Source organism: Microcoleus sp. MON1_C5, from assembly GCF_036701875.1.
Lineage (GTDB): Bacteria > Cyanobacteriota > Cyanobacteriia > Cyanobacteriales > Microcoleaceae > Microcoleus.
This window is the reverse complement of sequence record NZ_JAUBRN010000002.1, coordinates 132,883-152,925: the sequence shown is the minus strand read 5'-3', so window position 1 is coordinate 152,925 and position 20,043 is coordinate 132,883. Positions and strand designations below refer to the sequence as shown.

Below are 20,043 nucleotides of genomic sequence, written 5' to 3'. Positions count from 1 at the left end.
ACTGCGCTCTGGATTTTGAGACATCTTAAATTCAAAACTCTTTAGTGCAGCGAAGCGGTGAGTGAGTCCTAGTAGTTTCTTGAAGAAGGCATTTATGAATATCAGCAGACGCAAGTTGTTAAAGGTAACTTCTGCTTCGGGTTTAGTTGCAGCAGGGCTGGCTGCTTCCGAAGGGTTTTTTAAACCTTTGTTAGCTCAAGATGAACCGACCCAAGTATACGCTGAAAGTGCAGTTGCCCAAGGTCAAACCCAAAGTGGCGAGATGAGTTACAGGACGCTGGGGCGCACAGGAGAGCGAGTGTCTGCAATTGGCTTGGGGGGACACCATATCGGACGGCTTCGAGAGGAGCAAGACAGTATTAAGCTCATTCGCAGTGCGATCGACCGCGGCATCAATTTCATGGACAATTCCTGGGACTATCACAACGGACGCAGCCACCGCTGGATGGGTGCAGCGCTCAAGGATGGCTACCGACAAAAGGTGTTTCTGATGACCAAGATTGACGGCCGCACCAAGGGCGCTGCGATGATGCAGATTGATGAGTCACTGAAAGCGTTGCAGACCGATCGCATTGACCTGATGCAGCATCACGAAATTATTCGGATGGAAGACCCCGATCGCATTTTTGCTCCCGGCGGGGCTATGGAGGCCGTAGTAGAAGCGCAGAAGGCGGGCAAGATTCGCTACATCGGGTTTACAGGACACAAAGACCCTTTGGTTCACCTGCGAGTGATGGAAATTGCCGCTCAAAACAATTTCCGTTTTGACGCGGTACAGATGCCGCTGAACGTGATGGACGCTCATTTTAGAAGTTTTGAGCAACAAGTTCTGCCGGTGCTGGTGAAGAACCAAATAGGTGTATTGGGGATGAAATCTATGGGCGACCCCTACGTGCTTAGAAGTAATACAGTAAGCCCGATCGAATGTCTCCACTATGCGATGAATCTGCCTACTTCAGTCGTGATTACTGGCATTGATAGTATGCAACTCCTCGATCAAGCGTTTGAGGCCGCTCGCACGTTTAAGCCGATGGATCGAGCACAAGTTGCAGCAATGCTTAATCGCACTCGCGAGGCGGCAGCAAAAGGGCAATACGAACTTTATAAAACTACCAACCAATTTGATAGTACCGCCATGAACCCATCGTGGCTAGGATAAGCAGTTTTGTATTATTCATAAGCCAATCTAAGATGAAGCCGAAATTATTTCTTTAGATAACCCACAAAGGCTAGAGGAGAAGTTGTCTCCGGCTCTTTTGGATTGTTGCTAGGGAGCTAGGTTAAGCAGGCTGGGTGAGCCTCTTTAACGCCTGAATGGGTGGATTTTTTTCAAAACACGATAATTTCACAACAATGTCAGGGAAATGGGTAAGGAAACAAAAAGGCGTGCAGTTGTTTTCATGGATAATGTTTCAGCTCACCAAGCGGCTTCGATTGAACCATTGATTCAATCGATCGGCGGTAGTGTTCTTTACCAATCACCTTATTCACCAAATTTTAATTTTATTGAATATTGGTGGTAACAACTCAAAGCTTTTTTACGTAGGTTTTCAACTTGCTCAAGGTTATTTTAACGGATCGAATATCATTAATTACGATCGGGATATTCTGGCGGATATAGCAATACTCATTGCTTTGGGAATTAGATTTTTTTTATCAACCGCAGAGGGCGCAGAGAACGCAGAGGAAGAGAGAAGACGGAAAGTTTTTAGTTTTAAGTTAAATAGTTCAAGCTTTACCCCAGCGCAGTATTACGAGGAACAAAGCAATTTCAAAAATCAAAACTATCTATCAATTTCCCCTTACCACTTTCCTGACATCGCGTCCTTGAGTCTCAATTCTTCTCGACTGACTAGAGCTTCGTAGTAATCGGGTTTGATTTCGAGGGCGACTCCGTAAGAACTAATAGCATCTTGAGTTCGCTGCAATTTTTGCAAAACGTCGCCCCGCTGCGCCCAAGCTTCCCAGTTGTCTGGCTTGAGTTGAATCACTTGGTCAAAAGCGACGAGTGCTTGGGAATAATTCTGCATTTCCCCTAGGATCAGACCTCGCTGTACCCAGCCTTGATAGTTATCCGGCCAGACAGTAATTGCTCGATCGTATGATGCTAGAGCTTGTTCGTACTGCTGCAATTTTGACAAAGCGTTGCCGCGTTGCAACCAAGCTTCAAAATTGTCTGGCACGATTTTTAGTACGCGGTTGTAAGCTGCGACGGCTTCTTCGTAACGCTGCAATTTTTCCAGCGCTGCGCCTTGCTGCAACCCTACTTTTGATGTAATTTCTGCTTCTGAAGTCAGAGAGATTACTTTATCAAAACAGGCGATCGCTTCTTCGTATTGCTGTAATTTTTCCAGAGCTTCCCCTCGCAAGTTCCAAGCTTCTAGAAAATTACCTTCAATTTGTAGGGCATTGCTGTAAGCGATAATTGCCTCTTTGTAGCGTTCCAATCCTGCCAGGGCGATGCCTCTACCCAGCCAAGCTTCGGGGAAATTCGGATTAATTTGAACGGCTTGGTCAAAAGCAGCGATCGCCCCTTCAAAATCTCTCGATTCTGACAGTGTTTGACCGCGCCCGATCCAGGCTTCGGGATAAAAAGAATTAATTTGAATTGCCCGATCGAAACAAGCAATTGCCGCGTCTGCCCGCTGGTGTTTGAGGGCCATTCCTTTATAAAACCAAGCTTCGCAGTCGTTGGGCTGCATTTGCAGTACGCGCTCGTAAGCTGTCACCGCTTCTGCATATTTGTGCAATTTTGCGGAAGCAATGCCCCGATTGAACCAAGCCAGACTATTTTGCGGTTGCAGTTGAATGGCGCGATCGTATGAAGTTACAGCTTCAGCGTAGCGTTCGGCTTTCATCAAAGCCAAACCTCGGTTCAGCCAAGCTTCCCAATTAGTCGGGACGAGTTTCAGCGCGCGCTCGAAAGCGGCCACGGCTTCAGGATAGCGCTCCGCTTGAACCAACACGTTACCTTGCCGGTACCACATGGCGGGCAAATTCGGATGAAGTTGGGTTGCTTTTTTGTAACAGCTTGCGGCTGCATCCCACTGCTGCAATTCCTCTAAAACTCGGCCTCGCTGATACCAAGCTTCGTGCTTTTCTGAATTGATTTGAATTGCGGTGTCGAAAGCCGCGATCGCTTCTGAGTGATTTTGCAAACTTAACAGCCCTGTCCCGCGCAGCATCCAAGCCCAGTATTCTTCGGGATTAATTGCTGTAGCTCGATCGGCGCAGGCTACGGTTTCTGCGTAGGAATGCAGTTGCTTGTAAGCTTTGCCCAGATTCAGCCACGCCCGGGCCCAGTCCGGCTTAATTTGAACCGCTTTTCCGTAGCAAATGACTGCCGCTTCGTACCTTCCTGCGGCGTACAATCTATTGCCCCGATCGTAATCGGGAAATGCTGCAAAAATTCTTAAAATCGGCGGCAGCAGAGCTGGTTGGGGGTTTGAGGAGTTTTCTGTAGCCGAAGTCGAGAGGTCTGGCATACGCCTTTCACATAAAAAATTTAGTGGGATAACAAGCTTGCGGTCTTATATATTAACTTATGCTTTTCTTAATATCGCTGCTGTTTTGAAACAAATTTAGCATATCAGGCTTGGTGCGACAAATCCTTTTTACTTGATTCGAGTAGGTATAAAATTATGCACCCTTCCCACTTTCGGTACACCCCTGTAAGATACGGTCAGTCGATTTTCGATTTTCGATTTTCGATTTTCGATTGACCGAAAGCATCGAGGACACAAGCACATATGCCCTAATTCAGGTTTAAAACCAAATTGAAGATGCTAGAGTTGCACACGCTTTTAGATTTCACTGACTGTCATTGGGAGTCGATCGACTCGCACCCGAATTATTGGTACGAAGGCCGTTGTCCTCAAAGCGGGGATCTGGTGAGACTGCCGCGTACTCGAATGTCTGAGGATCTCGCCCGGGGTTTGATGCGGTATCTTGCGGCTGACGATTCCTACGATCGCGAAGGGAAGATGTACGGCATATTACTGGTGGAGATGCCTTCGGGGGAACAGCGGATACTCAAAGCATTTTCCGGGCTGCTGAACGGTTGCAGCATTGTTGAGGGCTGGGTGCCACCGATTCCGGGACGAGATCGAGTTGCTTTTGAAGAAGCCCGCACGTTAACTCAATTGGAGGCGATGAAACAGGAACTTATTGCACTGAATCAACTCCCGCAGCGACAAGAGTATGAAGCCTTATTTCGGGAGTTTGAAGTGCAAATGCAAGTTCTGAGCGATCGCCACCGCAATCGCAAGCTGCAGCGAGATGAAAAACGCCAGTTACTGTGTCAAACTCTCCCAGCAGAAACACTAGAAATTGCCCTGGAACAACTGAATCAAGAAAGCCGTTTGGAAAAAATTGAACGCAGACAATTGAAACGACAGCGGGATGAAACATTGCAGCCGCTAAAACAATTAATTGAAGCTGCGGATCGGCGGATGCGGGCGCTGAAACAGCAGCGAAAAGAACTTTCCCGCGAACTTCAGACACAAATGCACGCGGCTTACACTCTGGTGAATTTTTTGGGGAAATCGCGATCGCTCTCCTCATTGATGCCAACCAATTCTATTCCCACTGGCACCGGCGACTGTTGCGCGCCAAAATTGCTCCACTACGCGGCAGTAAACAATCTGAAACCGCTGGCAATGGCTGAGTTTTGGTGGGGGCCGCCATCGGGGGATAAGATACAGGGAGAATTTTATGGTGCTTGTGGCGATCGGTGTCAGCCGTTGATGGGTTTTTTGCTGTCAGGATTGGCTCAAAATCAGATTGTTTCTAATATAAATGAGGGTTTGACGGGCGGGCTAGAAGCCCAACCCCTACTCCCCACAAGCAATAATATTTCTTGTGGAACGGGCATCTTGCCCGTTACCAAAATACATATTGTGGACGCAGAACCTCTAGATGTAGGGGCTGTTGAAGCCCGCCCTAAAAACCATAATATTTATTGTGGAACGGGCATCTTGCCCGTTACGCAAATGCTACCGATTATTTATGAAGACAAATGGTTGTTCGCGGTTAATAAACCCTCTGGCTTGCTGTCAGTTCCCGGTCGTTATTTGGAAAATCAAGATAGTGTTTTTAGTCGTTTGCGTAACTTGTTACCGGATAGTTTGGATTTGAATGCGGTGCATCGTTTAGATTGGGAAACATCGGGTATTTTGCTATTGGCGCGGGACAAAGAAACTAGCAGTCAACTCAGACAGCAATTTGAAACAAAGCAGGTTCACAAAGTTTATGAAGCGGTGCTTTCGGGTACTGTAAATGTTGACGCAGGGACGATCGCTCTCCCACTTTGGGGCGATCCAGAAAATCGCCCTTACCAGCAAGTCAATTGGGAGTGCGGAAAACCCAGCGTTACTCGCTTTCAGGTAATGGGGAGGGAGGGAAATTGCGATCGCGTCGAGTTTTTGCCACTGACGGGACGCACTCATCAATTGAGGGTTCATGCAGCGGATGTTCGAGGGTTAGGGATTCCGATTTTGGGCGATCGGCTTTACGGATGTCTGGCTGCTGCGAAGCGGCTACACTTGCACGCGCGGGAACTTTCTTTTGAGCATCCGCAGTTGGGAGACAGGTTATACCTAAAGGCAGAAACACCCTTTTGAGCTAAGGGCGGCAACGAGCGAGAGTTGAGCAGTAGGAATTACAGATAGAGGCAGCAAATATTTATTGTTGAGTAATCAAAGCAACCTGAATTATGAGCAAACTTACAGGTTAGCAGCCACCTTAAAACAATCAGAATGCTGGAGACTTGCGTATTAGATGAAGAAAGAGTTTCGGGAAATATATGAAATTCATATTACCGTCAATACCGCGCATCAAAAGTGAGATGATCCCCTTGTCGAGCCTGCACAAGGATGTGTATTTAGTTGTACTAACCAGAGGGTTAGGGTAAGCGTCCCTGGATATTTCTAGTAATTTAGGTTAAACGAGTCGCAGGTTACTCAAAGCATTATATACCGAGGCTTGGAGAGAAGCTAAAACTTCCCAAAATGGGGGAACTTCAGCTTAAGTTGTCATCCATGAGTAGAGCCGGGAACGAGCTACTTATTACTGATTACTTCTTACTTGTTTTATATCGCATTACTCGGAAATCTCTGCTTCAAAACAGGCATTACCGGACAAGGTTTTTGCTCCTGCAAATTCTCCGGTTTGTTCCAAGTAAAAGGCCCTTTTTTCTCCGCCGCCATCCACAGCAAGCTTTTTGCTCTGGTCATCGCCACATATAGCAGTCGAAACTCTTCTGCTGTTTTCAAATAACCTGCTTGTTCCCAGGCTTCGCCTAGATTTGGTAAAGGATATTTTTCGTGCAAACTTGCTCGAATTTGTGCTCTCGCTACCTCTGCTAAAGTGAAATCTCCTAAAAATCGGGTTTGCGGCAAAACTCGCAAATTTCCGGGGATGGTTTGTTCGTGCAGAAACGGCAAAAATACGCAATCCCAATCCAATCCTTTGGCTTTGTGCATGGTAATAATTGTTAGTTGACCTTTGCTGGTATAGCGTTCTTCTATTTTGTCGTCTGCATCCACAGGTTCAAATCTTTCGGAACTGACAATTTCGCTCAGTACATCCAAAATATTACGCATTGAATTGTTGCCGGCTGTTTGGATTGCTACTCGTTCTGCTAATTTGTCGGCGGTGGCTAATTCTGTTTGGTCGTATTGCAGCGCTAAGGCTAAGAATGAAATGATTTGGTAGGGTGGCAGTTCTAAGCTAGCTTGCAGCAAACCGCAGCAAAAATAGCGACATTTGCGAATGGGATCTGACTGCTGCGGGTCTAGCGGGCCTGGGTAAAGGAATTGCTCGGGGCTAGTCGCAAAAGCATTGTAGTCTTGTTTGGGGATCAGTTGCCGATCGCTCAAAATCTTTAAGGCTGCTTTCAGGTAGTCTGGAGAGTGCGGGCGATCGAGGAATTGCAGCAGTGTTAAGATTTCCCAAGGTACTTGAGAATGTCTGTCCCGCTCTCCCACATCCTCAATTTTAATCCCGTATTTCCGCAAATCAAAGCTTAATCCGTGTTTCTGAGGATTTTCCAGCACTTCTTTGATAAACTTACCTTGTTTGTTTTCCCGCACCAAAATAGCCATCGATTTCAGATTTTCTAACGGCAATTTGGCACTATTTTCCCCATCGCTCGCTTCCCCGCCTGAAGCGATATCTTTGCCATCCCTGCCAAATTCAAAATCGGCCGGTAAAAATTCCTCGACTAACTCTATTACCCGCTTGCCAATTAACTCAATTGTATGGTAAATATCGCGGGGAGTATGCAATTCTAAGCCTCGACCAATGGGGGCAGGATTTGCATTTTGCTGCGGGTCATGGCTGGGTACTGGCTTAATAGTTTGGTCGCGAAAAGGCTGTTCGGTTCCCGCTAATTTCGAGCTATTTACCCATTTCAACATAAAGTTAGCCGCATCGATAATCACCTGGGTGCTGCGACCTGCGCCGTCCATTGTCGCTAACTTATTCTCTACTTCGCACCGATCGCAAAATTGGTTAAAATAAATCGGGTCTGCGGGAGTGAAAGTAGAATTAATCGCTTGATTGGGGTCGCCAACTCTGATAAAATTGGGAGGTAAAGTAGGATGATCGGGATCGATCGCCAATGTTTCCAAGAGCCGAGTCTGCAAAGGTGTAGAATCCTGCGCTTCGTCCTCGAAAACAGCAAATACTTGCTTTTGCTCGATCGCCCTCGCCCTCGGATTTTCCAACACCCGCAAAGCGGCTAAAATCATCTCGTCGTAATCGATGAATTCCCGACTCCTCAACAAAGCCTGATATTTTTGATATAAACCCCCAGCTACTGCTAAAATCTCATAACCGTCCCCAGTATCAAGAGCGTTCATTTCTAACAACTGTTCGGGAAATAAACCAGAAGATTTCGCCTCGTGAATCACAGTTTTAGCTACCTGCGGCAAAATTTCTGTCCGCAAAACCGATTGTCGTCGCAGCCTCTCCGTTTCCTCTCCGTCGAATTGCTGTCCTTCCAGCAAAACTTGATATCGGCGGGGATTTTCGGCAATCCAAAGTTCTACACAGGTGCGAATTAATCGGTGACTTTGAGTAGGAGTAACTAAGGTTGAATTTTCTAAATTTAAACCCGACAAATCGGGATGGCGCATCGCAATATTCAAAGCTAAACCGTGCAAAGTGTGCACCGCAAAACCGCCTTGAGATAAAGACAATTCTGCCAATCTTTCCCGAATTTTAGCTTTAATATTAGCAGCAGCCGATCGCGTAAATGTCACGACAATTAACTGTCGGCGGTTGTGAAGCTGGTTGCGGGCGATCGCAATTGCCGACGCAGCAGCCATTCCCGTAGACTTCCCAGCCCCCGGAACCGCCGAAACAGCAAGGGGGCCGCCTTGCCAATCCGCCATGTCCTGCTGGCCCGCACGCAAGCTTTCGCGAATTTTAAGGCAAGCTTGTTCTCGCAAAACTGCGGCAAACCCTGATTCTGAAAGCGCTGAGGCTACATCCGGGCGATCGATCTGGGTTGTCGATCGCATAAAATCAGTATCAAATTCATCTGTCATGCGATTTTAGATTTTAGATTTTAGATTTTAGATTAGAAAAATATTTGTGGCGTTCAGCCTTTTTAAAGGCTATCAGAAACCGAGTTGCTTTAGTGGCGATCGCGTAGGCCCAGAACCACACCGTCAATCGAGTTTAGATTTTAGATTTTAGATTAAAGAATTGAATAAAGCGACCCCCCTGATAAATCCGGGGGCTGGCCATTGGGAGCGAGGAGCTTTTTTCTGGCTCCACGGATGAATCCGGGGACTTGTGACCAAATTGTTTTCGGTCATCACACCGATATTTATTGGCTTTCATCTGCGTTCATCTGCGTTTATCTGCGGTTAAAAATCCCAAAGTATTCAACCTCTACCGTTTCCATTTCCGTATCGGCTAAACTAACACTATCTATTGAAGCTTAAATTGAAACCAGCATAAAATTCAATACCCAAGCCTTTTTTAGAGGAGTCACCCAAATGAAAACTCACCTCAAAATCAATTCCCCCCCGCCCAAGCCAAACCCAAACCCAGCCAACAACAGCACAACTCGTTTTGCTGTGGCGGTATTCTTAACTTTATCTTCAGCCATTGCTTTGCCTAGCTGCGGAGGAGATCAATCGACCGGCAGCGCTCCAGGCGGCGCGGCTTCATCCAACAGGCCTGAAAACCAAGTTGCAGCATCGGCTCCACAATCGGCACCAGCACCCGAGCCAGCAGCCCAAAGGTCAAAAACTCCTGGTGCATCAAAAAAAGCAGCAGAAACTCCAGCAACCCGTCCCCAACTGATTAAAAAAGCCCAACTCAGTGTAGTTGTCAAATCTATTGACGCCAGCACTAAATCTGTTACTAATATTGTCGAACAACAGCAAGGCGATATCTTGGGTTTCCAAAATCAAAAGCCGCCGGATTCGAGTGTCCGCCAAACCGCGTCTGTGCAGATTCGCGTGCCTCAAGAACGTTTAGAAACGACTTTAGAGGCTTTGGCAAAACTCGGAACAGTAGAGAACCGTTCTCTGACGGCTGAGGATGTTACCAATCAATTAGTTGACAACGAGGCTAGACTCCGGAACCTCCGCAAATCCGAGGAAATGGTGTTAAAAATTATGGAGCGATCGGGCTCTGTCGGCGATGTTCTCAAAGTTTCTCAAGAGTTGAGCAATATTCGGGAGTCGATCGAACGCATTGACGCTCAGTTAAAAAGTTTGCGAAATCAAGTAGCCTATTCGACTATTAGCTTAACTCTAGAAGCAGCAGTATCGGCTCAACAAACTCCCGAACCTACTCTAGGTTTGCGGGTGCAAGAAAGTTGGGGGAAAGCGACTCATTCGGTGGGTGAATTGACGCTCGGTTTGTTTGCTTTGGGTATTTGGCTGTTGGCTTACAGTCCTTATTTTCTGTTAATTGCGGCTGCGGTTTACGGCTTTAATCGATTTAAGAAACAGCATTCTGATCCGACAACTCCAGAACCGAAACCGCCTCAGTAGTCAGTTGACTGTTGACTGTTGACTGTTGGCTGTTGACTGTTGACTGTTGACTGTTGGCTGTTGGCTGTTGGCTGATAACAACTAACAACTGATACCTAACAACTGACAACTGACAACAACTAACAACTGACAACTAACAACTAACCACTAACAACTGACTAATCATCAATTTGCCATCCATCTTTGGTATAGTCTTCATCCACAATCTTTTTGGGACGCATCACCAGAACAACTCGCCCCAAAATAGGAATATCTGGGGATTGTTCAAACCAGTACAATTCTAAATTGCCCCCGTTATCGGCGAGGAAATAACTGTCAGCATCCCACTGTCTTTGGGCTCGATCGGCAATAATCAAAACTTCTTCAACTTTGCCTTGCAGCGGTACCGGCAATCGATCGCTCATTTCCAAAACAGCCACCGGATCTTCAGCGTTCAAAATTACTTGCCATCCGGGAATCGCCACCCAAGCTCCGGCTCCGGAAAATTTTACCATTCGGAACGGCTCTATTTCCTCCGGCAAAGGCACGGCCAGCAAATCTCTGGTAGAAAGCGGCAATTTGCCCACAACCGGGACAATCCGGGGCAATTGTTCCTCGGTATCGAGCCTGTAGACGGGCAGGCGGGGCGCTTCCCGTCTGGAAACTACGGTAAAATCGACGAGCAACTGCTCGATTTGCGCCCTAGCGGTTGGGCTGCTAGCTAATTTTAAACCGCGAGCAATTAAGCGCGATCGCTCTTGCAAATCGCTTTTCTGTCTCGCCAATTGCCAGCATTGGTAAGCCATAGCATCGCCGGGAGTGTCTGTGAACCCTTGGGGGAGACTCCCGAAGTGCGAAAACTCCTTGATCGCTTTAGCAACTTGGCGAGCATCGTCAACATCCAAATTGTGGGTTAGCATCAAAGCAGCCGCCCCGGCCCGCTCTACTTGAGAGAGAATCCGAAACTCGTATAAGATATCACTACCTTTGCCCAGGAAGTGCGATCGAACTTCGTCTGAAGCCCCAGCATTGACCATGCTGGTGTAGACTTGGGCTGCGACGCTCACTTGATTTTGCTGAATTGGCTCAAAACCAGTTTCTTCAAAAATCCTTTGAGAGTTGTAGCCAGCTTTTAGCAGTGCAGTGCAGGCCTGTCCCCACTCTACCCAAGTGCCTTCTTTTCGGCGGAGCGATCGAATTAACTTTTCGGCATCCACAGCAGTTGTGGAGGATGCAGATGCAGGAGGGGATGAATCTTGCGGTGTATCAGTCATAATTGAATCAAAAACTAGCGCTAAGTTATGTGTGGTTGGATACTGGCAAGGCTCGTGTCGCGGCAGAGCGATAGATTAATAGTAAGTGAGTTATGAGACTATTGTTACAGAATAGTTGCTCGCCTAAATTTACAAAGGGGAGTTTATCGTATTGTTATGGATAATGCCATTTCAGAGCTAGATCAAATTAAACGCCAGCTCATGACCCTACACAGACCGAAAAAGCCCAAAATGCTGGTAGTAGACGACGAACCAGACAATCTGGATTTACTCTACCGCACTTTCCGACGAGATTTTAACGTGCTCAAAGCTGAGAGCGGAATTCGCGCCTTGGAAGTCCTCGGCATCGAAGGCGAGGTCGCCGTCATCATTTCCGACCAGCGGATGCCCGAAATGAAGGGGACGGAGTTTTTGAGCAAAACCGTGCCCCAGTTTCCGAATACGGTCAGAATTATCTTGACTGGTTTTACGGACATTGAAGACTTGGTGGATGCGATTAACTCAGGACAGGTTTACAAGTATATCACCAAGCCTTGGGACCCGAACGAACTGAAAATGGTGGTGCAAAAGGCGGCCGAGACTTATGAAATTCTCAAGCAGCGGACTGAGGAATTGGATCGCGCCCAAAATCAAATACAACTGTTAGCCACAATCATGCAAACGGCTGTGGATTATCCGAGTTTGGAAGCAAGTTTAGATCCAATTGCTACTGCTATAAGTGATAATTTTTTGGCGGACTCTTGCATTTTGCAACTGGTGGAAGAAAATGTTTTAATACCAGTCCAAGGCACTCACACCACTGGTTCAACTGTGGAAAATTGGCTGGCAGATGACCCTCTGGTTCGAGAAGCAATTACCTCTCAAACTATTCAGGGTGCTGTGAATATTGGGATCGACACAGCCTTAGCCAGCCTGCCGCACTATCAGAAATCCGGCATTCAAGCTCACCTGACCATCCCGGTGATTCACAAAGGTCGATCGATCGCCCTGATTTCCATGCAGTGGAAGCAGCCTTGTTCCCTGCGCCCTGACGAACTCACAACAGTTCACCTCGCCGCTCAAGAAGTTGCTTTGGTATTGACGAGTTTTCAGGGTCATTAGTCATCAGTCATGAGTCATCAGTCATTAGTCCTTAGTCCTTAGTTGCCTCTAAGTCTTGAGTTTAAAATGATAGCAAACCAATGAGTTTCGACAAAAGCTCAGCGCTCGCTAACAAATAAAAAAGCATTAATGACTGGCGACAGCATGACATGAATGCACGGATTAATTATTTTTTCCGGCTGACTAATTACAAATTATCAATCACCAATGACAAATGACCGATGACTAATAACGCCGAACAAATTAAAACTATATTTAATCGAATTGCACCAGTTTACAACCAATTGAACGACTGGTTGAGCTTTGGGCAACACCGGATTTGGAAGCAAATGGCGGTGAAATGGAGCAGTGCGGGCCCGGGAAATACTTGTTTAGATTTGTGCTGCGGTAGCGGGGATCTAGCTTTGTTGCTGGCTAAACAAGCAGGGCCGACCGGTTGCGTATTTGGAGTAGATTTTTCCGCCGAACAATTGGCCGTGGCTGCAAGGCGCGATCGACCTTTTCTCACCCCTATAAGTCCCATTTCCTGGGTAGAAGCTGACGCCCTAGACTTGCCTTTTGCTGACAATTACTTCGACTGCGCCACAATGGGTTACGGCTTGCGTAACGTGACTGACATCCCCCGCAGTCTTCAGGAATTGCACCGCGTGCTCAAACCCGGTGCCAAAGCAGCTATTCTCGACCTCCACCGCCCCAGCAATTCTCTAATGCGGAGCTTTCAGCAGTTTTATTTAGACAGTCTCGTAGTGCCCATTGCTCAGCAATTTGGCATGACTCAAGAATATGCTTACATTAATCCTAGTTTAGAAAAATTCCCGATCGGCCAGGAGCAAGTGGCGATCGCCAACAAAGCCGGATTTGCCGCCGCCACCCACTACCCCATTGCTGGAGCTATGATGGGAGTATTGGTACTGGGCAAAGCAATTTAAAATTAAAAATGCTTGCAGTCTAGATCGGCTATCTAACTATAGGGTGTACCGATCCGTGTGCACCTTACCCTATTTTTAATCATTTATGAATCCGTCTGAAATTTGGCTGTTGTTGGCCCCACCTGTAGTGGGAGGAATTATTGGCTATTTCACTAACGATATAGCTATCAAAATGCTGTTCCGCCCCTATCGAGCTATTTACATCAAAGGGCGGCAGTTGCCTTTCACTCCAGGTTTGATCCCCCGCAACCAAGAGCGTTTAGCAAAGCGAATTTCCGACACAATTATGGGTTCCCTGCTGACGCCACAGGAACTGCAAAACTTGGCGCGCCGCCTCCTGCAAACTGAGCGGATGCAGTCGATAATTCTCTGGCTGTTGCAGTTGGCGCTGGATCAGGTAAAAGCCGACGCCGAGCAAAAAACCGCTAAAATTCTCGCAAACATTCTGCGAGATTTGCTGGGGGAATCTATGCCGCGAATTCTCAAAGTTTTGGCGCGCCGGGAAGATTTTTTAGAAGTTCAGCTAAATCAAATTTTTGACCAAGTTTTGCTGGAGATTCAGCTAACCGAATCTCAGGCGGCTCAGCTTGCTGAGTGGTTGTTGCAGGTAGTAATACCACCGGAAGTGCTGCGGCAGGCTTTAATTGACTTTTTGACGGATCGCAATATTTCGATCATCGATGAAGGGTTTCGAGAAAAAACCAGCGGCACTTATTGGGTAGTAGCAAATTTGTTTGGTTTGCGGAACACTTTAACTCGGCTGCGGACTTTTTGTCTTGATGACAGAGAAGCGACAAATCAGCGCTTAGCAGAGTTAACTATTTCTTTGGGGATTCGCGGGCGAATTCAGGAATGGCTGCAAAATTTGTCGATGCAAAATTTACCGGTTTCGACTGTGAGACAGTTGCGAAAAACTATGCGCGACAGCGTTCGCAGCTACGTTCAACAGCGGGGTACAGACGTACTTGAGGGGTTGAGCAAATCTATTGACTGGGAAAATATTTCGCGGTTGCTTCTCAATCGATTGCAAACTTCAGCGGTGATGAGCGCTTCCCTCGGAATTGTCAGCCAAGAACTGGCTTTGGTTTTAGAGCGCTATTTAGAAAGAGATTTAGAAAATATTGTAGCTCAGGCTATCCCGATTTTGAATATCGACCAAGTGATTGTCGATCGAGTAAAAGGTACTTCTCCTGAAGAGTTGGAGTTAGCAATTCAGGGAATTGTCCAAAGCGAGTTGCAGGGAATTGTAAATTTAGGAGGGATTTTGGGTGTTTTTGTCGGCTGTTTGCAGACAGTTGTGGTTTGGATTCAGCGATGATTTATTTCGGCAGTTGTGAGATATTTGTTGTAGTCTAATATTCACTCTCTCTGGCGCACCCAGTACCAAAAACGCGGTTTTTCGGCAGTAGTTGCCACCTCAGCCAGAGGGTGTTTGGTAGAAACCGGGTTTTTGTGGCCCAATCTTAATTTACCTATTTCCTAAATCTATGCCAGCCCCAAATTCGGACGATCGTACAAACATCCCAAAAAACCCGCGCAACCTCAGCCGCCAACAATACGAGCGTTTAACCGCAGAAATGGCCACTCCCTACCGGCCTCTGCGACAGTTTGTTTACGTAGCTTGTGGCGCTTCGGGCTTTATCGGCGGCTTGGTTTTCCTCGCTAAAATTGCCTCGGGCCGGGAAATTGGTTCTGCTTTGCCTAATTTTGCCCTCCAAGTCGGAGTTGTGGCCCTGATGGTGTTCCTGTTTCGCTGGGAGCAGCGCGCCGAGGGCCGATCCCCGAAGTCGAAATAACAAAAATTTACAAATCGAGACAAAAATCTATCTGAGGCAAGGAAAAGTTAGAAATATAAAGAAATTATTATAAAATCCTGGTTTGCCAGCGATCCCTGTAATTATAATAATGTGGGTTCAATTGGGGTCAGCAAATTTAAAGGCCCTAATCATAAACCGCTTGTAATTCGTTCAATTGGGGTCAGCTTTCATAAAGACCCTAAATATATAAAATAAATTTAAGCCCAGCGCCAGCCTTCACTGATAGAAGAGCTGGCGTTCGGCATTTTGCTAGGCTCGGGAGATTGGGAGAGAGAATCAGTAGGGTGCACACTCCGCACAGAGAGGCCCGTACAAGCGCCCTGAACCGAGTTTTGTGCCTATCATCCGATATAGGTAATACCAGTTCCCAAAAATCCTGCAACTGTAGGCTCGTGCTCCAAACCCGGACAATCATCAGTCATGTGCAAATCTAAAATCTAAAATCTCTCTAAAATCTCAAATGGTATAACTGCTTGGGCGCTCAAATAATTTGGTATTTCCCAAAGACCTTAGCCTGTGCAGTAATTGATGAGATGTGTCAAAGTCGAAGTAGAAAAAGATGTTGGGAGATTTTACTATGGGTCGATCATTTTTCAAAGGGCGGTGGACATTATTTTTGGCAGCAGGCGCGGGAATTGTATTTTACAGCAATGCTGCGGCGGCGGCCGAAAAGGTAGTGCTCAAATACAGTGCGATCCGAATGACTTTACCCGTCAGCGAATTAGAAATTTTTGCAGAAACTGGGCAAATGTCGCCCGCGTTAGAAATGCTGCTGGGAAAGGCAAAAAAAGACCCGGAAGCGGTTCGCAACAGTCTGAGGAGACCAGTAAAAGTCAGTCAAAGCTTTTTGGATCGGACGCTTAACAGCAAGGTTGGGGAAATAATTCTCGATGAAGTCGGTCAGGTAATTCGCACTCCTTCTGGGAATGCAAATCGAGAAGCTTTGCGCGAGGCCATGGTGCTGTCTGCAACTAATGATAACGAGATCACACTGCTGGAAGCGATGAAGAATTATCCTACTCCAGAAGTTTATGTTGAGGGCGATCGCTTAGTTGAAGCTTACGGTCAACTGGTAGCTTTGTCAGAACAATTGGGCGGCGTTTCAGAACGGCTGCAAGACATTTTGAACAAGATTCGCCTCCCTAGACTGTAGCAGATGGTGTCAAGGAGGGTGGATTCGTGCGAGCGATCGCACAATGTTTCTGAACCTCCATAAATTAAAGTGGAGTCACATTTTATTTGGGCAAAATTTGCCTAAATTTAACACGACTTTAAAAAAAAATGCAACGGTAGACAAGCTCCAAACCTGACGGTAATCAGGCATTCCCAATTCTCAAATCTCAAACCTAAAAGGGTATAAGTTGGCTGTAAAGGAAGTGTCCGGATAAACGTTCGATGGTTTACACAAATTTAAAATAAAATATATGTATATTTTGATTAATAAAACTATTTGAGAATAAAAAACACGGCATGAGCTTCTGTATCCCCCATAAACTGAAATACGATCGCCTGGACATTGCAGTTGATCTATCTTAAGATAGATCAACGCTCTCAGAGTCAGGCGCTTGCGGAAAAACGGCTGGTCATTAGTAAGCTCGTGCTATAACCAATACCACTGCGCCACGCATTCCCCAAAACTCTTGACGAAAAAAAGTTGAAAAAAAAGGTGAGAGACTGCATTAATGAACAGCACCTCAAATGCAAATAAAATCTTACTTTTCAGGGGACGACACTTTCACTCGATAGACTCAATTCACGGGGTAACACTGGCAACATGAACAACAATCCTATTCGTTCAAAAGACCGTTTTTTGGTTTTCGGCGCTCCGGCGCTCGAAGATGCTGAAATTCAAGAAGTGGTGTCAACCATGAAAACAGGTTGGTTGGGTACAGGTCCGAAAGTCAAGAGTTTTGAAGATGACTTCAAAGCTTACAAGGATTCTCAGTACGCGATTGCAGTCAATTCCTGTACGGCGGCACTGCACTTGAGCATCCTCGCTGCTTCGTTACAACCGGGGGATGAAGTCATTACTACTCCGATGACTTTTTGTGCCACAGTTAATGCGATTATTCACGCAGGCGCAACACCGGTACTGGCGGATGTAGATCCGGTGACAATGAATATTGACCCGGCTCAAGTCGAAGCTAAAATAACTCCAAAAACTAAAGCAATTTTGCCGGTTCACTTCGCGGGTCGTCCCTGCGATATGGATGCGCTTTGCGAGATTGCTCGCCGTCACAACTTGAAGTTAATAGAAGACTGTGCTCACGCGATCGAAACAGAGTACAAGGGACGGAAAGCAGGCACCTTTGGCGACTTCGGATGCTTCAGCTTTTATGTCACCAAAAACATCACGACGGGCGAAGGAGGAATGATTCTGGCCGGCCGTCAAGAAGACGCCGACAAGCTCAAAATTTTAGCGCTGCACGGTATGAGCAAAGATGCTTGGAAGCGCTTCGGAGACTCGGGTTACAAGCACTACCAAGTGGTGGAAGTCGGTTTTAAATACAATATGATGGATCTGCAAGCTGCGATCGGCATTCATCAAATGAAACGAGTCACCCCTTATTGGCAGCGGCGGGAGCAGATTTGGCAGCGCTACAACGAAGCATTTGCGGATCTGCCGATTACTTTGCCCGCAAACCCCGAACCGGATACAATTCATGCTTATCACCTGTACACCATTCTGGTAGATGAAGCCAAAGCAGGAATCAGCCGCGACGAGTTTCTCAACGCTATCAATGCTGAAAATATCGGTGTCGGCGTACATTACATGAGTATGCCGGAACATCCTATCTATCAACAAATGTTTGGATGGCAGCCGGAAGACTATCCGAATGCTAGCTACATCGGACTGCATACAATTAGCTTGCCGATTTCGGCCAAATTAACAGATGCAGATGTGGAAGATGTAATTGCGGCTGTTAAAAAGTGTTTGGCGATCGGCAATACTAAGAATCCAGCTTTAGCAACAGCAGGCTAAAGTCCTGAAATAGGTTGTCATTAAAACATCCGAGCTGTTTTTTCAGAAAAGCAGCTCGGATGTTTTTTTCTCCACAACGCCTTTTACAAAGTAATGAGCGGCAGCTCGCTTTAATTAAACGTAAAATCCGATCGCTTTTAGAGTCCCGACAACTAGGCGCGAAGTTGGATTTCTCGGTATTCTGTCTTTTTAAGTGGTATTACTTAACAAATCCGGCCTTAATACCCGGTCGCTTATCTTAGCCCGTAAGATTCAGGACGAAAGTATGTGTAGCAGCCATTTAAATTCTCTAGTTATATACAATGGTTAAAAACCCTTATTTAGTTAGATGCTAAACATAGTTAAAAATTTTTCCCTGCCTTTTGGATGCTACTATTTAATTTAAAAAAAAATCTTATATAGCGAAAATACATAGTTTTTTTCTCAGGGCCTTGTCAGTGATTTCACTTAAGTGTTATGCTGGCACGGTAGAATCACAGCCCCGTTACGGAATCTCCTTTTATTTAAAATGAGACTGCTCTGCAAACAGAGGATGGCTGTTCAATGTCAATGTTTAGAAAAAAGCTGAAAAACCTTAGTTAACGGAAGATTAACGCTATGTTAAAAGTGAGTGCTTTATTCCCAATTCATTGCAATGACAGAGCCATCAGTCACGTATTTTTTTCAGTGTGCAAAGAATGGCAAAAGCCGGATCTGAAGGCTCGCATGGTTGTCCCGAGTTGCGAGCCCTCCTGTCGCGACTCAAATATAGTTGAAGCAATTCCGTCCTTTCTGAAGAAACTGTATTACCGCAGCCCTAGTGCTCCCAAAATCAAGACAGAGAAGCGTTTTCTCCAAGATATCAAAAATTTTGATGCTGCCTACTTGTGGCCCGGTATCTCCTTAGATACTGTACGGAGTGTTAACCAGCAAAGTAAGCCAATTTTTTGGGAGCGAGTTAATAGTTGCCAAAGGCAAGCTAAGAGTATCCTTGACGATGCTTACTCTCGCTTGGGATTGGAACCTCAACACGCAATTACCCCAGAAAAAATCCAGAAGGAAGACCAAAAACTCAAGGTAGTTGACTTTCTGTTTTGTCCTAGTCCGATAGTAGTAAAATCGTTCCAAGAAGCCGGAGTTCCTGAAGAGAAACTGCTTTTAACGACTGAAGGTTGGTCGCCAGAGCGTTTCCCCAATTATCAATCCCAAAAACCCCCCTCAGAGGAAGTTAACGTCCTTTTCCTAGGCTTTGCCTGTGTCCGCAAAGGGGCTCACCTGCTGTTGCAGGCTTGGGAGCGAGCTGGCATTAAGGGAAAGCTGACAATTTTTGGCTCGCTCGAACCGGCGATCGTTCAAACTTGCAGCCATTTGCTGAAACGTTCTGATGTAGTTCACTTTGATTATGCTTTGGACTACAGTTCTGCCTATCGCCAAGCTGACTTTTTTGCCTTTCCCAGTCTGGAGGAAGGTAGCGCACTCGTTATCTATGAAGCAATGGGTCACGGTTTGCCGATTCTCGCTTCGCCGATGGGAGGAGGCGGTGTTGTGCGTGATGGTATTGACGGCATAATTCTCGATCCTTACGATACAGACGCCTGGGTGGAGGGACTGCGAAAACTATCTCATTCTCCTGAGTTGCGTGCGAAGATGGGAGCCGCCGCCCGCCAGCGAGCTTTGGAATTCACTTGGCCACAAGTTGCTGCTAGGCGCGGAGAGCAGATTCTACAAAAAATGCAGGCAAAATAAAAACCAAATAGGAGAGGACTGACGAAGACTCTTTATTGCAGGGCTGTTTCATTCTTAGAAAAACCCGGATTTTGTAGAGGTGGTGTCCTCATGCCGACCCCTCCCCACCAACGAAATTCTCAGCATTTCAGGGATTGGGGCAACCACGGGGGATTGCCCCTACAAGAGAATGAAACCGCCCTGCTCTTTATTGCCTAAAATCTTTAAGAAACGACTCTT

General features: G+C 46.5%; 14 protein-coding genes. 11 read left to right on the top strand and 3 right to left on the bottom strand.

Annotation, left to right across the window (positions count from 1 at the left end; all coding sequences use genetic code 11):
* Positions 1-94 precede the first annotated feature (94 nt).
* Positions 95-1,159, top strand: a complete 1,065-nt coding sequence (locus QUA71_RS01870) for an aldo/keto reductase (protein ID WP_190660678.1) — start codon at positions 95-97, stop codon at positions 1,157-1,159.
* 205 nt (positions 1,160-1,364) lie between these two features.
* Positions 1,365-1,523: a transposase gene (locus tag QUA71_RS29175; protein WP_445243743.1), complete on the top strand. Its 159-nt coding sequence runs from the start codon at positions 1,365-1,367 to the stop codon at positions 1,521-1,523.
* Positions 1,524-1,802: 279 nt separating this feature from the next.
* Here QUA71_RS29175 and QUA71_RS01865 read toward each other — a convergent pair whose 3' ends face one another.
* The gene (locus tag QUA71_RS01865) at positions 1,803-3,485 is read right to left on the bottom strand and encodes a tetratricopeptide repeat protein (protein ID WP_333281500.1); all 1,683 of its coding nucleotides are present in this window, start codon (positions 3,483-3,485) and stop codon (positions 1,803-1,805) included.
* Between the two features lie 297 nt (positions 3,486-3,782).
* Here QUA71_RS01865 and QUA71_RS01860 point away from each other — a divergent pair, with 297 nt between their 5' ends.
* The gene (locus QUA71_RS01860) at positions 3,783-5,621 is read left to right on the top strand and encodes a pseudouridine synthase (protein ID WP_333281498.1); all 1,839 of its coding nucleotides are present in this window, start codon (positions 3,783-3,785) and stop codon (positions 5,619-5,621) included.
* A gap of 468 nt (positions 5,622-6,089) precedes the next feature.
* Here QUA71_RS01860 and QUA71_RS01855 read toward each other — a convergent pair whose 3' ends face one another.
* Positions 6,090-8,552 carry an ATP-dependent helicase gene (locus QUA71_RS01855; RefSeq protein WP_333281496.1) on the bottom strand — a complete coding sequence of 821 codons (2,463 nt, stop codon included), beginning with the start codon at positions 8,550-8,552 and terminating at the stop codon, positions 6,090-6,092.
* A 456-nt stretch (positions 8,553-9,008) separates the two neighbouring features.
* On the opposite strand from QUA71_RS01855, the gene QUA71_RS01850 reads away from it, so the two are divergent.
* The gene (locus tag QUA71_RS01850) at positions 9,009-10,016 is read left to right on the top strand and encodes a DUF4349 domain-containing protein (RefSeq protein ID WP_333281492.1); all 1,008 of its coding nucleotides are present in this window, start codon (positions 9,009-9,011) and stop codon (positions 10,014-10,016) included.
* A 158-nt stretch (positions 10,017-10,174) separates the two neighbouring features.
* Here QUA71_RS01850 and QUA71_RS01845 read toward each other — a convergent pair whose 3' ends face one another.
* Entirely contained in the window at positions 10,175-11,269 is a 1,095-nt protein-coding gene (locus QUA71_RS01845; RefSeq protein WP_333281489.1) for a RuBisCO accumulation factor 1, read from the bottom strand.
* 156 nt (positions 11,270-11,425) lie between these two features.
* On the opposite strand from QUA71_RS01845, the gene QUA71_RS01840 reads away from it, so the two are divergent.
* From QUA71_RS01840 to QUA71_RS01810, 7 genes are all read left to right on the top strand, one after another.
* Positions 11,426-12,370: a response regulator gene (locus QUA71_RS01840; protein ID WP_333060945.1), complete on the top strand. Its 945-nt coding sequence runs from the start codon at positions 11,426-11,428 to the stop codon at positions 12,368-12,370.
* Positions 12,371-12,591: 221 nt separating this feature from the next.
* Positions 12,592-13,299: a bifunctional demethylmenaquinone methyltransferase/2-methoxy-6-polyprenyl-1,4-benzoquinol methylase UbiE gene (ubiE, locus tag QUA71_RS01835; protein WP_333217430.1), complete on the top strand. Its 708-nt coding sequence runs from the start codon at positions 12,592-12,594 to the stop codon at positions 13,297-13,299.
* 85 nt (positions 13,300-13,384) lie between these two features.
* A complete protein-coding gene (locus QUA71_RS01830) occupies positions 13,385-14,617 on the top strand; it encodes a DUF445 family protein (RefSeq protein ID WP_190738668.1) in 1,233 nt (410 codons plus the stop codon).
* A gap of 169 nt (positions 14,618-14,786) precedes the next feature.
* The gene (locus QUA71_RS01825) at positions 14,787-15,095 is read left to right on the top strand and encodes a DUF3493 domain-containing protein (RefSeq protein ID WP_333057719.1); all 309 of its coding nucleotides are present in this window, start codon (positions 14,787-14,789) and stop codon (positions 15,093-15,095) included.
* A 598-nt stretch (positions 15,096-15,693) separates the two neighbouring features.
* Positions 15,694-16,269 carry an alpha/beta hydrolase gene (locus tag QUA71_RS01820; protein WP_333281485.1) on the top strand — a complete coding sequence of 192 codons (576 nt, stop codon included), beginning with the start codon at positions 15,694-15,696 and terminating at the stop codon, positions 16,267-16,269.
* A gap of 621 nt (positions 16,270-16,890) precedes the next feature.
* Complete coding sequence (locus QUA71_RS01815) at positions 16,891-18,099, top strand: DegT/DnrJ/EryC1/StrS family aminotransferase (protein ID WP_333281483.1); 1,209 nt, start codon at positions 16,891-16,893, stop codon at positions 18,097-18,099.
* Between the two features lie 597 nt (positions 18,100-18,696).
* The gene (locus QUA71_RS01810) at positions 18,697-19,824 is read left to right on the top strand and encodes a glycosyltransferase family 4 protein (RefSeq protein WP_333281480.1); all 1,128 of its coding nucleotides are present in this window, start codon (positions 18,697-18,699) and stop codon (positions 19,822-19,824) included.
* Positions 19,825-20,043 lie beyond the last annotated feature (219 nt).

Excerpts from the sequence above, each read along its gene's own strand:
- QUA71_RS01870 (WP_190660678.1), top strand. The coding sequence starts at position 95 with ATGAATATCAGCAGACGCAAGTTGTTAAAGGTAACTTCTGCTTCGGGT.
- QUA71_RS29175 (WP_445243743.1), top strand. The coding sequence starts at position 1,365 with ATGGGTAAGGAAACAAAAAGGCGTGCAGTTGTTTTCATGGATAATGTT.
- QUA71_RS01865 (WP_333281500.1), bottom strand. The coding sequence starts at position 3,485 with ATGCCAGACCTCTCGACTTCGGCTACAGAAAACTCCTCAAACCCCCAA.
- QUA71_RS01860 (WP_333281498.1), top strand. The coding sequence starts at position 3,783 with ATGCTAGAGTTGCACACGCTTTTAGATTTCACTGACTGTCATTGGGAG.
- QUA71_RS01855 (WP_333281496.1), bottom strand. The coding sequence starts at position 8,552 with ATGACAGATGAATTTGATACTGATTTTATGCGATCGACAACCCAGATC.
- QUA71_RS01850 (WP_333281492.1), top strand. The coding sequence starts at position 9,009 with ATGAAAACTCACCTCAAAATCAATTCCCCCCCGCCCAAGCCAAACCCA.
- QUA71_RS01845 (WP_333281489.1), bottom strand. The coding sequence starts at position 11,269 with ATGACTGATACACCGCAAGATTCATCCCCTCCTGCATCTGCATCCTCC.
- QUA71_RS01840 (WP_333060945.1), top strand. The coding sequence starts at position 11,426 with ATGGATAATGCCATTTCAGAGCTAGATCAAATTAAACGCCAGCTCATG.
- ubiE (WP_333217430.1), top strand. The coding sequence starts at position 12,592 with ATGACTAATAACGCCGAACAAATTAAAACTATATTTAATCGAATTGCA.
- QUA71_RS01830 (WP_190738668.1), top strand. The coding sequence starts at position 13,385 with ATGAATCCGTCTGAAATTTGGCTGTTGTTGGCCCCACCTGTAGTGGGA.
- QUA71_RS01825 (WP_333057719.1), top strand. The coding sequence starts at position 14,787 with ATGCCAGCCCCAAATTCGGACGATCGTACAAACATCCCAAAAAACCCG.
- QUA71_RS01820 (WP_333281485.1), top strand. The coding sequence starts at position 15,694 with ATGGGTCGATCATTTTTCAAAGGGCGGTGGACATTATTTTTGGCAGCA.
- QUA71_RS01815 (WP_333281483.1), top strand. The coding sequence starts at position 16,891 with ATGAACAACAATCCTATTCGTTCAAAAGACCGTTTTTTGGTTTTCGGC.
- QUA71_RS01810 (WP_333281480.1), top strand. The coding sequence starts at position 18,697 with ATGTTAAAAGTGAGTGCTTTATTCCCAATTCATTGCAATGACAGAGCC.